The sequence below is a fragment of the Halomonas sp. 1513 genome (genome assembly GCA_001971685.1).
Lineage (GTDB): Bacteria > Pseudomonadota > Gammaproteobacteria > Pseudomonadales > Halomonadaceae > Franzmannia.
On sequence record CP019326.1, the window covers coordinates 3,885,472 to 3,899,223 of the forward strand.

12 protein-coding genes are annotated in these 13,752 nt (G+C 67.3%); 6 read left to right on the forward strand and 6 right to left on the reverse strand.

The genetic code is table 11. From position 1 onward, the window contains the following. Nucleotides 1-2: 2 nt before the first annotated feature. From BWR19_17785 to BWR19_17795, 3 genes are read right to left on the reverse strand one after another with little or no spacing between them, the layout of a single operon-like run. Nucleotides 3-674: a lactate utilization protein gene (locus BWR19_17785; GenBank protein APX94623.1), complete on the reverse strand. Its 672-nt coding sequence runs from the start codon at nucleotides 672-674 to the stop codon at nucleotides 3-5. Further along, a complete protein-coding gene (locus BWR19_17790) occupies nucleotides 671-2,113 on the reverse strand; it encodes an iron-sulfur cluster-binding protein (GenBank protein ID APX95092.1) in 1,443 nt (480 codons plus the stop codon). The genes BWR19_17785 and BWR19_17790 overlap by 4 nt, the downstream gene beginning before the upstream one ends. Next, a complete protein-coding gene (locus BWR19_17795) occupies nucleotides 2,110-2,865 on the reverse strand; it encodes an oxidoreductase (GenBank protein APX94624.1) in 756 nt (251 codons plus the stop codon). The genes BWR19_17790 and BWR19_17795 overlap by 4 nt, the downstream gene beginning before the upstream one ends. A gap of 372 nt (nucleotides 2,866-3,237) precedes the next feature. Here BWR19_17795 and pdhR point away from each other — a divergent pair, with 372 nt between their 5' ends. From pdhR to BWR19_17810, 3 genes are read left to right on the forward strand one after another with little or no spacing between them, the layout of a single operon-like run. Beyond that, nucleotides 3,238-4,014 (forward strand): transcriptional regulator PdhR, encoded by a 777-nt coding sequence (pdhR, locus tag BWR19_17800; GenBank protein ID APX94625.1) that lies wholly within the window; start codon nucleotides 3,238-3,240, stop codon nucleotides 4,012-4,014. Continuing rightward, on the forward strand, nucleotides 4,001-5,911 hold the full coding sequence (locus BWR19_17805; protein ID APX94626.1) for a two-component sensor histidine kinase: 1,911 nt from the start codon (nucleotides 4,001-4,003) through the stop codon (nucleotides 5,909-5,911). The genes pdhR and BWR19_17805 overlap by 14 nt, the downstream gene beginning before the upstream one ends. Next, nucleotides 5,904-7,286: a DNA-binding response regulator gene (locus BWR19_17810; protein ID APX94627.1), complete on the forward strand. Its 1,383-nt coding sequence runs from the start codon at nucleotides 5,904-5,906 to the stop codon at nucleotides 7,284-7,286. Before BWR19_17805 ends, BWR19_17810 begins: the two co-directional genes overlap by 8 nt. Here the strand turns inward: BWR19_17810 and BWR19_17815 are convergent. The 3 genes from BWR19_17815 to BWR19_17825 all read right to left on the reverse strand — a co-directional run bounded on the left by BWR19_17815 (nucleotide 7,262) and on the right by BWR19_17825 (nucleotide 9,940). Then, complete coding sequence (locus tag BWR19_17815) at nucleotides 7,262-7,933, reverse strand: hypothetical protein (protein APX94628.1); 672 nt, start codon at nucleotides 7,931-7,933, stop codon at nucleotides 7,262-7,264. The two genes, BWR19_17810 and BWR19_17815, sit on opposite strands and share 25 nt — an antisense overlap. An 86-nt stretch (nucleotides 7,934-8,019) precedes the next feature. Continuing rightward, entirely contained in the window at nucleotides 8,020-8,562 is a 543-nt protein-coding gene (locus BWR19_17820) for a gamma carbonic anhydrase family protein (protein ID APX94629.1), read from the reverse strand. Nucleotides 8,563-8,599: 37 nt separating this feature from the next. Continuing rightward, complete coding sequence (locus tag BWR19_17825; GenBank protein ID APX94630.1) at nucleotides 8,600-9,940, reverse strand: sodium-dependent transporter; 1,341 nt, start codon at nucleotides 9,938-9,940, stop codon at nucleotides 8,600-8,602. A gap of 133 nt (nucleotides 9,941-10,073) precedes the next feature. Here BWR19_17825 and BWR19_17830 point away from each other — a divergent pair, with 133 nt between their 5' ends. The 3 genes from BWR19_17830 to BWR19_17840 all read left to right on the forward strand — a co-directional run bounded on the left by BWR19_17830 (nucleotide 10,074) and on the right by BWR19_17840 (nucleotide 13,740). Then, a complete protein-coding gene (locus BWR19_17830; protein ID APX94631.1) occupies nucleotides 10,074-12,125 on the forward strand; it encodes an oligopeptidase A in 2,052 nt (683 codons plus the stop codon). Nucleotides 12,126-12,137: 12 nt separating this feature from the next. After that, nucleotides 12,138-12,383 carry a hypothetical protein gene (locus BWR19_17835; GenBank protein ID APX94632.1) on the forward strand — a complete coding sequence of 82 codons (246 nt, stop codon included), beginning with the start codon at nucleotides 12,138-12,140 and terminating at the stop codon, nucleotides 12,381-12,383. A gap of 361 nt (nucleotides 12,384-12,744) precedes the next feature. Next, a complete protein-coding gene (locus BWR19_17840; GenBank protein APX95093.1) occupies nucleotides 12,745-13,740 on the forward strand; it encodes a C4-dicarboxylate ABC transporter substrate-binding protein in 996 nt (331 codons plus the stop codon). Nucleotides 13,741-13,752: the final 12 nt, after the last annotated feature.

Sequence of the window (13,752 nt, forward strand, 5' to 3'; positions counted from 1 at the left end):
ACTCATGCCGGCACCTCCCCAGTGTGGCGAACGATGACCACCAGCGCCTTGGGGCCATGTACCCCATAGGCCAGGGTCTGCTCGATATCGGCGGTCTTGCTGGGCCCCGAAATCAGTAGCGCATTGGTCGGCATGCCCTGCGCCCAGGCGTTGCGCTCCACCACGTCGAAGAAAGTGTCTTCGATGGTGTCGGCGTCGAGCACGGCGATATGGATCGGCGGCACCAGGCTGATCAGGCGCGGCTCATCGGCGCTCGGCCATAGCCACAGGCTGCCGGTCTCGGCGATACCGCCGCGGGTCGAGGTCAGGCCGGCATCCACCGACTCGAACTGCTCACGCTGCCACGCCTCGATGTCGCGATCGACGTCGACCAGCTCGACGTCGCCGCCCGCCAGCGCCTGCCGCGCCTCCGCGGGCACCGCATGCTCGCGCCCCAGCGCCAGCCGGCTGACGCCCTTGGCGGCCAGCACCTCGCTGAGCACCTCGGTCCAGCGCGCATGGGTCGCGTGCACCACCTCGCCGTGCACCGAGCCGATCAGCTGCTCGAAGCGTGCCAGCCGCTCGCTGGCATCCCAGCCACGGCCGGTGACCACCGCAAAGTCGCTCGCCGGCGCCGTCAGCGGCCCGTCGCTGCGCTCGCGCAGGCGCTTGAGAATCGTCTCGCGGCTGCTCATGACTCGCCCTCCCCGCGGCGGTGACGCTTGACCAGCGCATGCAGCGACGCCTTGGCCGGCTTGGGCGCGGTGCGATGGTCGGTCCACGGGCCGATACTCGAGGGCAGCCACTTCTGCAGCTTGCCGGCCAGCGCCGTCGAACGCCGCCAGGCGGCAGGATGCGTGGCCAGCCACTCGAAGCCCTTCCAGGCCGCCACCTCCTTGGCACTGCGCTTGACCCCGGCACCCGGCACGTTGCCGCGCCCTTCGCCGACCGACTCCTTGCGCAGCCGTACCAGCAGGTCGGGAATCGGAATCTTGACCGGGCACACCTCGCCGCAGGCGCCGCACAGGCTCGAGGCGGTGGGCAGGTCCTTGGTCTCCTCCAGGCCCAGCATGTGCGGCATCAGGATGCTGCCGATGGGCCCCGGATAGGTGGTGCCGTAGGTGTGGCCGCCAACCCGGGTATACACCGGGCAGTGATTCATGCACGCCCCGCAGCGAATGCAGCGCAGGGTGTCGAGCAGCTCGTCATCCTGATAGATGCTCGAACGGCCGTTGTCGACCAGCACCAGGTGCACCTCGCGGGGCCCGTCGTGCTCGTCGGCCTTGCGCGGCCCCGAGATCATGTTGAAATAGGTGGTCACGTGCTGGCCGGTGGCCGAGCGGGTCAGCAGCGCATAAAGCGGCGGCACGTCGCGCAGATGCTCGACCACCTTCTCGATGCCGGTCACGGCGATATGCACCGGCGGCACCGTGGTGGTCATGCGGCCGTTGCCCTCGTTCTCCACCAGGCACAGGGTGCCGGTCTCGGCCACTGCGAAGTTGACCCCGGAGACGCCCACATCGGCGGCCATGAAGCGCTCGCGCAGCTGCTGGCGCGCCGCCGCGGTCATGTAGTCGACGTCGCGGGTGCGCTCGGTGCCGGTCCTGGTGTGCATGATCTCGGAGATCTCATCGGTATTCAGATGGATCGCCGGCATGATGATGTGTGACGGCGTCTGCTCGTTGAGCTGCACCAGGTACTCGCCGAGATCCGACTCCAGCGCCTCGATGCCGGCCTCCTCGAGATGGGCGTTGAGGTGCATCTCCTCGGAGACCATCGACTTGCCCTTGATCACCGCGCGGGCGTCATTTGCCTCGCAGATCTCACGGATGATGCGGCACGCCTCGTCGCCGTCGGCGGCCCAGTGCACCCGAATACCGTTGGCCTGACAGTTGGCCTCGAGCTGCTCGAGCAGGTCGGGGAGCTTGGCCAGGGCGCGCAGGCGAATGTTGGCGCCCAGCTCGCGCAGGGTCTCGAGGTCCCAGTCGCTGAAGACGTCGCGCCGCTTGGCCATCAGGCCGTCCATCGCGCGGCGGAAGTTACCGCGGATCTGCGGGTTGCCCAAGGCGTCGTGGGCCTGGCGATGAAATTCCCGGGGCGTATAGGTATGCACCGCGTCCTGAACTTCGCTCATGAGGTTCTCCGCCATAGATAGCTGGCAATATGCTCGCCCTTGACGTCCTTGCCCTGGTGCGCAAAGCGTCCGGCGATGTTCATCAGGCAGCCGCAGTCGGAGGTCACGAAGCGCTTGGCGCCGGTGGCCTCGATGGCCTGGGTCTTGTCTTCGACCATGGCCGCCGAAACCTCGGGATGGCGTACCGCAAAGGTGCCGCCGAAGCCGCAGCACTCGCTGGCCCGCACCTGCTCGACCAGCTCGACCTGGCCCAGCTTGGCGAGCAGCGCCGGGCCGGTGTCGGCCAAGCCCATCTCGCGCCGTGCGCTGCACGAGGTGTGCATGGCGATCGTCTCGGACTTACCGCGATCCTCGAGGGGCAGATGACAGACGTGGACCAGAAACTCGGTGAGTTCGAAGACCCGCTCGGCGACGTCACGAGCCAGCGCCTCGTCGACGCTGCCGGCAAACAGCTGGGGGTAATGGGTGCGCATCATGCCGCCGCACGACCCCGAGGGCACGATGATCGGCCACGGCTCGGGAAACAGGCCGAGCTGCGCCCGTGCCACCTCACGCGCCTCATCGTGATAGCCGGAGGTGTAGGCCGGCTGACCGCAGCAGGTCTGGTCGTCGGGAAAGATCACCTCGATGCCTTCGCGCTCCAAAAGGCGAATGGCATCGAGCCCCGCCTCGGGGTAGAACATGTCGATCAGGCAGGTACCGAAAAGATAGGCCTTCTCCGGCCTAGGGGGGTAAAGCTTGACTGGCGCCATTGCTGCGTCTCCTCACCAAGATCCGCGCGTCACGGCTCACCTGCCACTGCGTGGCTCAAGCCGCTCGAGCTGCGGTAAATTGGTAAAACCAATTTACGATTTTTTATCGATGCACCTTAGGCGGCGTGCTATTTAGGTGTCAAACCCGTTCGCCGCTTTTGCCCCCTCCAGCTTCTCATACTTTGGTAGTGACGCCTCATCGCAACAGGCAACTCATTGAAACACAGGGCAATGGCCATATTCGCCGGGATTGCATCTACGCGCAATATTGACCTAAATTTGGTAATACCAATTTCCAACCAGACAGTCGCGGACGTTTTTGCCACAATCGCGCCCTACGCCCACGGTTCGCCCGCACCACGAGAGACTCGCATGGCCTATCAACCCGTTCGCCAGCCACGCATCGCCGATGTGATCACCGAGCGACTCGAGGCGATGATACTTGAAGGTAGCCTCAAGCCCGGCCACCGGCTACCGCCCGAGCGCGAACTGGCCGAGCGCTTCGGCGTGTCACGCCCATCGCTGCGCGAGGCCATTCAGAAGCTCGCCGCGCGAGGGCTGGTATCGAGCCGCCAGGGCGGCGGCACCTACGTCAATGAAACGCTCAATAGTCGCTTCAGCGACCCGCTGCTGGAGACCCTCAGCCGCCATAGCGAGTTCAATCTCGACCTGCTCGAGTTTCGCGATGCCATGGAGGGAATTTCCGCCTACTACGCGGCACTGCGCTCCACCCCTGCCGACAAGGCGCTGCTGGTGCAGCGCTTTGAGGAGCTAGACGCCTGCTTCCTTGGCCGCAATCCGGCGCACGAGGCCAAGGCCGATGCGGCCTTTCATCTGGCCATCGCCGAGGCCGCCCATAACGTCATGCTGCTGCACACCATCCGCAGCACCTTCCACCTGCTCGAGAAGAGCATCGTCGACAGCCTCGCCCACCTGTTCCAGCGCCCCGATGCCCGCCACGTACTGATGGGGCAGCACCGCGCGCTGCTCGACGCCATACTCGACGGCCGCGCCGAAGACGCCCGCGCCCGTGCCCACGAGCACCTGGTGTTCGTCGAGGAGGGACTGCTCGAGATGGAGCGCGCCGAAACCCGCGCCCAGCGCGCGCTGCGCCGCGCCCAGGCAATGCCCGAGCGTGCCAGTGGCTAGGCTCCCGGCGCCGCGCTGGCGCCGCTGGCTATGGCTGCTGGCGCCGCTCGGCCTGGTGCTGGTGGTCTGGCAGGCCGCCGCAGTGGCCCGCGACCAGGCGCTGCAGACCCTGCGTGACGAGGCCGAGAATGAGCTGCGGCTCTCCGCCACAGGCCTCGAGGGGCACCTATCGCGCCACGACTACCTGCCCGAGCTGCTGGCCTCGCGCAGCAGCGTGCGCGACTTCCTGGCCGAGCCCGCTGCCCACGACCCCATGCCCATCAACCTGATGCTGGACCGCTTCCGGGCCACCGCCGATGTGTCCGACATCTACCTGCTCGACCACTTCGCCAACACCCTGGTGGCCAGCAACTGGCATATGCCCAACACCTTCATCGGCCAGAACTACGCCTTCCGCAGCTACTACCAGGACGCCATCGTCGGCGGCCTGGGCCGCTTCCACGGCCTCGGCGTACAGTCGCTGGAGCGCGGCTACTACTTCTCGGCACCGGTCTACCTGGGCGACGAGAACGGCCGCGCCGACGGCGTGATGGTGGTCAAGGTGCTGCTCGACGCCGTAGAGGAGAGCTGGGCCGAGCAGAACGCCGAGCTGCTGGTGTCCGACCAGGACGACATCATCTTCATGGCCAGTCGTCCGGAGCTACGCATGCGCGCCATGCAGCCGCTCTCCGATGAGGAGCGCCGCGCCCTGCTGCGCACCCGCCGCTATGCCGACGAGCCGCTCTCCGCCGCCGGCATCCAGGCCCTCGACCGGCGCCGCGATGGCAGCCAGCTGGTGGGCTTCGACGACGGTCCGCTGGCCGAGCAGGAGTATCTGCTGCTCAGCCGCAGCCTGCCCGAGTTCGGCTGGGAGATGCACATTCTCAAGCCGAAACAGCAGGTCCAGCGCGCCCAGTGGCAGGCCGGCCTGCTGGCCGGCGGCCTGTATGGCGTGGTGGTGTTCGCCGGCGGCTTTGGCTGGCAGCGCCTGCGCTTGCGTCGCGAGCGCGAGGAGTTCGCCGAACGCGAGCGCCAGACCCTGGCCCGCGCTCGCGACGAACTCGAGCGCAACGTCGAGCGGCGTACCCGCGACCTGCTCGACTCCAACCAGCGGCTGTCCGCCGAGATCGAGGAGCGCCGCCGCGCCGAGGACAACCTGCGCCAGACCCGCGACGAGCTGATCCAGGCCACCAAGCTCGCGGTGCTGGGTCAGCTCGCTGCAGGAATCAACCACGAGCTCAACCAGCCGCTGGCGGCGATTCGCGCCTACGCCGAGAATGCGCGCACCTTCCTCGACCACCAGCGCCCCGATGCCGCCGGCGACAACCTCGAGCAGATCGTCGAACTGACCGCGCGCATGGCCGAGATCAGCGCTCAGCTGCGCCAGTTCTCGCGCAAGAGCGGCGAAACGCTCACCGCCGTCTCGGTGCCGGCCTGCTTCGACTATGCGCTGCGTCTGTACCAGGCGCGGCTCAACGATGCCAGCGTGGAGGTCGAGCGCCGCTTCGCCGACCGGGAGGTGTGGGTTCGCGCCGACCTGGTGCGCCTCGAACAGGTGCTGGTCAACCTGATCGGCAATGCCCTGCAGGCGATGAACGAGACGCCCAACCCACGTCTCACGCTGAGCGTCGAACGCGACGCGGAGGAGGTGCTGGTCGGGGTCGCCGATAACGGTCCCGGCATCGCCGAGGAGCACCTAGGCCGGCTGTTCGAACCGTTCTTCACCACCAAGTCGCCGGGCAGCGGCCTGGGGCTGGGCCTATCGATCTCGTCGCGCATCATCGATGACCTCGGCGGCAAGCTCAGCGCCACCAACCGCGCCGGGGGCGGCGCGCTGTTCACCATCCGCCTGCCCGCCGATGCCGCAAGCGAGTCGCGCAACACCCTCACCCAGCAGGAGTCCACGCCCCATGCATGAACCGGCACCGCCTCCGGTCCTGATCATCGATGACGAACAGCACCTGCGCATCACCGCCAGCCAGACCCTCGAGTTGGCCGGCTACGTGCCCCAGGCCTTCGCCAGTGCCGAGGCCGCACTGGAGGCGCTGGCGCCCGACTTCCCCGGGGTCGTGGTGAGTGACATTCGCATGCCGGGCATGGACGGCATGGCGCTGCTGCGCGAGGTGCGGCGACGCGATCCCGACATGCCGGTGATTCTGATCACCGGCCATGGCGATATCTCCACCGCCGTGGAAGCCATGCGCGAGGGCGCCTGGGACTTTCTCGAAAAACCCTTCGCCGGCGAGCGGCTGGTGGAAATGGTCCGCCGCGGCGTCGAGAAGCGCCGACTGAGCCTCGAGAACCGTGAGCTCAAGGCCGAACTCGAAGCCCAGCAGTCGGCGCCCGGGCCGCGCCTGGTGGGGCGTACCGGCGTCATGCAGCGGCTGGCCTCGATGATCCAGCGGATCAGCCAGGTCGAGGCCGACGTGCTGCTGTTCGGCGAGACCGGCGCCGGCAAGGACCTCGTCGCCCGCTCGCTGCATGAGCGCAGCAGCCGTGGCGGCCGCCCCTTCGTCGCCATCAACTGCGGGGCGGTGCCCGAGAGCATCATCGAGTCGGAGCTGTTCGGTCACGAGAAAGGCGCCTTTACCGGTGCCGTGGAGCGCCGCATCGGCAAGTTCGAGCACGCCAACGGCGGCACCGTATTCCTCGACGAGATCGAGTCGATGCCGCTGGCGCTGCAGGTCAAACTGCTGCGGGTGCTGCAGGAGCGCTGCATCGAACGGCTCGGTGCCAACGAGCCGGTGGCCCTGGACATCCGCGTGATCGCCGCCACCAAGGTCGATCTCAAGGCGGCCTCCGAGGCCGGCGACTTCCGCGAAGACCTCTACTACCGGCTCAACGTGGTGACCCTGCCGATCCCGCCGCTGCGCGAACGCCGCGAGGATATCCCGCTGCTGTTCCAGCATTTCGCGGTGGTCGCCGCCAACCGCAGCGGCCTCGAGGCGCCGCCGGTGGATAGCGGCGGCATGTCGGTACTGATGGCCCACGACTGGCCGGGCAACGTGCGCGAACTGCGCAACCTCGCCGAGCGCTACGTGCTGCTCGGCGCCACCTGCGACTACCGCCTCGATGCGCTGCTCGAAGGCATCGAACCCGGGCCCGGCGACATGGCCCTGCCACAGCAGGTCGAACTGTTCGAGAAGAGCCTGATCAGCCAGTCGCTGGCCAGCCACCGCGGGCGCATCCCCGACGTGTGCGAACATCTGGGGCTGCCGCGCAAGACGCTCTACGACAAGCTCAAGAAGTACGCCCTCAAGGCCGACGACTACCGCCAGGCCGCGCCGCCGTGAACCACCAGCGACGCGAGCGTCGACCACGGCGGCAGCCATGGCGCCAGGGCCGCCGCGCCCATCAGCATCAGCAGCGCGTGGCTCGGCTGGCGCAGGCTGCACGGCTTGAGCGCAGTGCCGAAGGAGCGTTTGATGCGCGCCCCGACCAGATCCACGCTGTACAGCTCATCGAGCAGCAGATGCATCACATAGCCCAGCCCCAGCGCCAGGCCATGGGCCCAGGCCATGCCGGCACTCTGTTCGAGTAGCCGGTAGCTCAGCGCCGTGGTCACCAGGCCGCAAAGCGCCCCGGCCAGCAGCGAGTGCCAACTGCCGCGGTGCACCGTGAAGCGCGCAAAGACCAGTCCCGCCAGATAGCGCACCGCCAGGTAGAGCCCACCGCAGGCCGCCAGCAGCTGGCCCGGCGCCAGGCGGTGCTGCAGCAGCAGCGCCCCGGCCACCACGGCGAGTACCGCCAGCAGGTTGAAGATCAGGCGAATGGCCCGTGAGTTGTCGGCGTCGATATCCGGCAGGATGCCGCCCAATGTCACCAGCGCGACCAGTGGCAAGCCGTCGACGAAGCCCCACAGGCCCGCCTGCCAGCCGCCGTGGGCCAGCAGGGCGCCGCCGCCGGCGGCCACGCTGAGATGGGTGCGAAAGTCGGCCATGAGGGGAGGACGCCAACACTGGATAAAATCCCAGATTATCGCCCGCCCGGGCCTGAAAAAACAATCAGTTGTCGCCGGCTGGCTGGCTACTCGGCCAGATACTGGTCCTTGAGCTTGACGTAGTTGCCGGCGGTGTAGGTGAAGAACGCCCGCTCGCTCTCCTTCAAGGCGCGTAGCGGCTTGGCCGGGTTGCCGGCATAGACGTGGCCGCTGGCCAGGCGCTTGCCCGGGGTCACCACGGCACCGGCGGCGATGATCACCTCGTCCTCGACCACCGCGCCGTCCATGACGATGGCGCCCATGCCGACCAGGATGCGGCTGCCCAGGGTGCAGCCGTGGAGGATCGCCTTGTGGCCGATGGTCACGTCGTCGCCGATGGTCAGCGGATGGCCGCCGGGGTTGAAGTCGCTGGCGTGAGTGATATGCAGCACGCAGCCGTCCTGGACGCTGCTGCGCGCGCCGATGCGGATACGGTGCATGTCGCCGCGCACCACCGCCATCGGCCACACCGAGCAGTCATCGCCCAGCGACACGTCGCCGAGCACCAGGCTCAGCGGGTCGAGATAGACGCGCTCGCCCAGGCGCGGGGTATGGCCCTGGAAAGGGCGCAGGGCAGAGGGGTCGCTCATCGCAGTCTCCCGTGGTCATGGGCCGCTGCCCGGAGGCTCAGATCAGGCCGCTCATCAGCACCAGCGCGGTCAGCGGAATCGACACCCAGCGTACCACGCCCTGCCACAGGCGGAAGCCGATGGGCCCGGCGTCGAGGGCCCGCAGCGCCGTCTCGCGAGGCACCACCCAGGCGGCGAAGACCGCGATCAGCAGACCACCGATGGGCAGGAAGATCTCGCTGGGCACGCTGGAGACCAGCTCGAAGAAGTTCATGCCGGCCATGATGTGTACGGCCTCGAGGTGCGAGAACGACAGCACCGAGAGGATCCCGACCAGCCAGATGCCCACCGCGATCAGCGCCGTGGCACGGCTGCGCCGCAGGCCCAGCCCCTGCAGGCCGGCGACCATCGGCTCGGCGAGGTTGATCGACGAAGTCCAGGTCGCCAGCAGCAGCAGCAGGAAGAACAACCCCAGCCACAGCGACCCCCACGGCAGCTCGGCAAAGGCGATCGGCAGGGTGACGAACATCAGCCCCGGGCCTTCGCCGGGGTCGATGCCCTGGGCGAACACCACCGAGAAGATCGCGATACCGGCCAGCAGCGCCACCAGCACGTCGAGCACCGCCACCGCGCCGGCGGCGCGCGGCAGGCTCTGGTGGTCGGGCATGTAGGCGCCGTAGGCCATCAGCGCACAGGCGCCCACCGCCAGGGTGAAGAAGGCGTGGCCCATGGCGTTGAGTACCACGCCAACGCTGATCGCCGACGGGTCGGGAGTGAACAACCAATGCAGCGCCGGCGCAAAGCCATCGGTGGTGGCGGCATAGATCGCCAGCACCACCAGCAGCAGGTAGAGCAGCGGCATCATCAGGTTGTTGAGCCGCTCCAGGCCGGTGCTGACCCCGGCCGCCACCACCGTCATGGTCATCAGCAGAAACAGGGTATGATTGAAGGTCATGCGCAGCGTGTCGGCGAGAAAGCCCTCGAAGTAGCCGGCCACCTCGGCCGGCCCCTGGCCTGCGAAACTGCCGTTGATCGCCGCAATCAGGTACTCGATCGACCACCCCGAGACCACCGAGTAGAACGACAGGATACAGAACACCGTCACGGCCCCGAACAGTCCCAGCCAGCGCCAATGCTCGCTGCTGCCGGCCTGGCGCGCCAGTGCCGCCAGCGACTGGCTGGGGCTGCGCCGCCCGGCGCGGCCGACCATGATCTCGGCCATCATCACCGGCAGGCCGAGCAGCAGCACGAAAACGATATAGAGTAGCAAGAAGGCACCCCCGCCGTTCTCGCCGGTCATGTAGGGGAAGCGCCAGATATTGCCCAGGCCCACTGCGGCCCCGGTGACCGCCAGAATGAAGGCGCGCCGTGAGCTCCAGCGTTCGCGTGTCTCGTGCATCGGGTGATTCCTCGTGGCCTTGCCGGCGGCGGAGGCGCAAGCCTATCAGGACGCCCGGCGTCGGCCAATGCATTGAAACCCGACGCCGCCGCCCGCATCTAAGCAGCAGACGTTTATCACCGACGAGGTTCGCATGTCCCGCAATCCACTGCTCGAACGCCACACCCTGCCGCCGTTTACCGAGATTCAGCCCGAGCACGTGGTGCCGGCCATCGAGCGCCTGCTGGACGACAACCGCGCCGCCATCGAGCGCCTCGTCGAGCGCACCCAACACGAGGCGCCCACCTGGGAAAGCCTAGCCGCGCCGCTGGAAGCGCTGAACGACCAACTGGCCCAGGCCTGGTCACCGGTCTCGCACCTCAATGGCACCATGAACTCGGAGCCGCTGCGCGAGGCGTACCAGGCGTGCCTGGCCAAACTCTCCGAATACAGCACATGGCTCGGCCAGCACGAGGGGCTGTGCCAGGCCTACCAGGCGCTCAGGGATTCGCCGGCCTACGCGCGGCTCGACGAGGGCCAGCAGCGCTCGGTGGACAATACCCTGCGCGACTTCCGCCTCGCCGGCGTCGACCTGCCGGCCGACAAGAAGGCCCGCTACGGCGAGATCCAGGCGCGCCTCTCTGCGCTGGCCAACGGCTTCTCCAACAACGTGCTCGATGCCACTCAGGCCTGGCACAAGGATATTGCCGACGCCGCCAGTCTCGACGGCCTGCCCGACAGCGCGCTGGAGACACTGCGCGCCAACGCCGAGGCCAAGGGCCTCGAGGGCTTTCGCATCACCCTCGATTTTCCGAGTTTCTTCCCGGTTGTCAGCTATGCCCACGACCGTGAGCTGCGCCGCGAGGTCTACACCGCCTTCGTCACCCGCGCCTCCGACCAGGGGCCCGACGCCGGCAGGTTCGACAATGCCCCGTTCATCGAGGAACTGCTGGCACTGCGCCGCGAACTTGCCGAGCTGCTGGGATTCGCCAGCTATGCCGACTACTCGCTGGCCACCAAGATGGCCGACTCGCCCCAGGAGGTACTCGACTTCCTCGGCGACCTGGCACAGCGCGCCTATCCCCAAGCCCAGCAGGAGTTCGCCGAGCTGGCGGCTTTCGCCCGCGAGGAACTGGGCCTCGACGACCTGCAGCCGTGGGACGTCGGCTACGCCAGTGAGAAGATGCGCGAGGCGCGCTACGCCATTTCCCAGGAGCAGCTGCGCCCCTACTTCCCTGCGCCGCGGGTGATCGAGGGCCTGTTCAAGGTGGTCGAGACCCTCTACGGCGTGAGCTTCGAGGAAGATGCCGAGGCGCCGCGCTACCATCCAGACGTGCGCTACTACCGCATCCTCGAACAGGGCGAGCCGATTGCCGGCTTCTACTTCGACCTCTACGCCCGCGAAGGCAAGCGCGGCGGCGCCTGGATGGACGAGTGCCGCGTGCGCCGCGCCCGCGAGGACGGCCGTATTCAGCTGCCGGTGGCCTATCTGACCTGCAACTTCACCCGTCCGGTGGGCGACAAGCCGGCGCTGCTGACCCACGACGAGGTCACCACGCTGTTCCATGAGTTCGGTCACGGCCTGCACCACATGCTCACCAAGCAGCAGGTCGCCGACGTCTCGGGCATCAACGGCGTGGCCTGGGACGCCGTGGAGCTGCCCAGCCAGTTCATGGAGAACTTCTGCTGGGAGCGTGAGGGGCTCGACCTGATCGCCGGCCACGTCGATACCGGCGCCAAGCTGCCCAATGAACTGCTCGAACGGCTGCAGGCCGCGCGCAACTTCCAGTCGGCAATGGGCATGGCCCGCCAGCTGGAGTTCTCGCTGTTCGATTTCCGCCTGCACCTGGAGCTCGCCGCCCCCAGCGCCGCCGAGGTCCAGTCGCTGCTCGACGAGATCCGCGACGGCCTGTCGGTGCTGCCCAAGGTCGATTTCAACCGTTTCCAGAACGGCTTCAGCCATATTTTCGCCGGCGGCTATGCGGCGGGCTACTACAGCTACAAGTGGGCCGAGGTGCTGTCCGCCGATGCCTACAGCGCCTTCGAGGAAGCCGGTATCTTCGACGCCGAGACCGGCGCGCGTTTCCGCCGCGAAATCCTCGAGCCGGGCGGCGCCCGCGATGCCGCCGAACTGTTCCGCGCCTTCCGCGGCCGCGAGCCTAGCGTCGAGCCGCTGCTGCGCCACACCGGCATCCGTGCCGCCTGACAGGAGAGGCCCATGGCTGTCCCCAAACGCTTTATCGCCGGCGCCATCTGTCCGCGCTGCGCCGCCATGGACCGGGTTCGCGCCTGGGAGCAGCATGGCGTGCGCTACCGTGACTGCGTCGCCTGCGATTTTTTCGAGCAGCTGCCCATCGAGGAGCAGGCCGCCGATGAGCTCGAGACCCGCGTCAACCGGGTACGCGAGGAGCAGGCCAGCAGCGACGTCCAGACGGTAAGAATCCTCGATCCCAAGGGCCGCTGAGCCCCTGCCCCGCCTAGCCGCACCGCCTGGTGCGGCGATCCGCACAGCGTGACGCTTGCTTATTCGTGCAGCGCCTCGAAAGCCGCCATCCCGCCGCCTGCCGGTGACCTTTCAGCCAGTCTGGCGTGATTCGCCGGCGGTCTGTGCGGCTTTCCACACAGCCGACACCCGGGGTTGTGCGGAAGACCGCACGGCGCGCGACCAAGCCTATTCGACTTTGGTGGAAGCGAAGCCCGGCAAGCCAATGATTTAAAAGAGCTTTTAATAGCATGGCGCGACCCTTGCAGTGTATATCGGCGATTAGCAACACCCCAACGATAACGACAGTGAGAGAGTCCCTATGACCGCTCCCAAGCACTTCATGCGCGCCGCTCCCCGCACCCTGGGTATGGCCCTGGCCTCCAGTGCACTGATCGGCGGCCTGCTGGTCAGCGCCAGCGCCCAAGCCGACCGCGAAGGCTGGCCCTCCAGCTTCACCATGGGTACTGCCAGCCAGGGTGGCACCTACTACATCTACGGTTCCGGCTGGGCCAACCTGATCGCCGACGAGCTGGGCGATATTTCCGGCGGCGGCGAAGTCACCGGCGGCCCGACCCAGAACCTGGCACTGGTCCATAACGGCGATATCTCCTTCGGCATGGCCACCATGGGCCCGGCAGCTGACGCCATGAACGGCGAAAGCCCGCTGGCACCGGGTGTGGTAATGGACAACGCCTGCGCCATATTCCCGATGTACGAGACGCCGTTCTCGATTACTGCATTGTCGAACTCCGGGATTACCAGCATTTCCGAGATCCCCGACGGCGCGCGGATCGGCTTCGGCCCCTCCGGCTCGACCTCCGACACCTACTTCCCGGCGATCCTCGAGGAACTGGGCATCAACTTCGAGCGGCGTAACGGCGGCTGGACCGACCTGGGTGGCCAGCTGCAGGATGGCCTGCTCGACGTCATCGCCTTCGCCGCGGGCATCCCGATCCCGGCAGTCAGCCAGCTCGAGGTGCAGACCAACGTCAACATCATCGAATTCACCGAGGAAGAGCAGCAGGCCGCCATCGAAGCCTTCCCGGTTTCCGAGTTCATGATCCCGGCCGACACCTACGAGACCCTCGAGGAAGACGCTCGGGCCGTGTCGATGTGGAACTTCGCCATCGCCCGCTGCGACCTGCCGGAAGACTTCGTTTACGAAGTCACGCGCATCACCATGGAGAACAACGACAAGATGATGTCGGTGCACCGCAGCGCCGAAACCACCATCCCCGAGAACGTCGTGCACAACACCGTGATGCCGTTCCACCCGGGCGCCGCGCGCTGGTTCAACGAGAACGGCTACGAGATCGATGACGACATGATCCGCTAAGCCCCTCCGCAG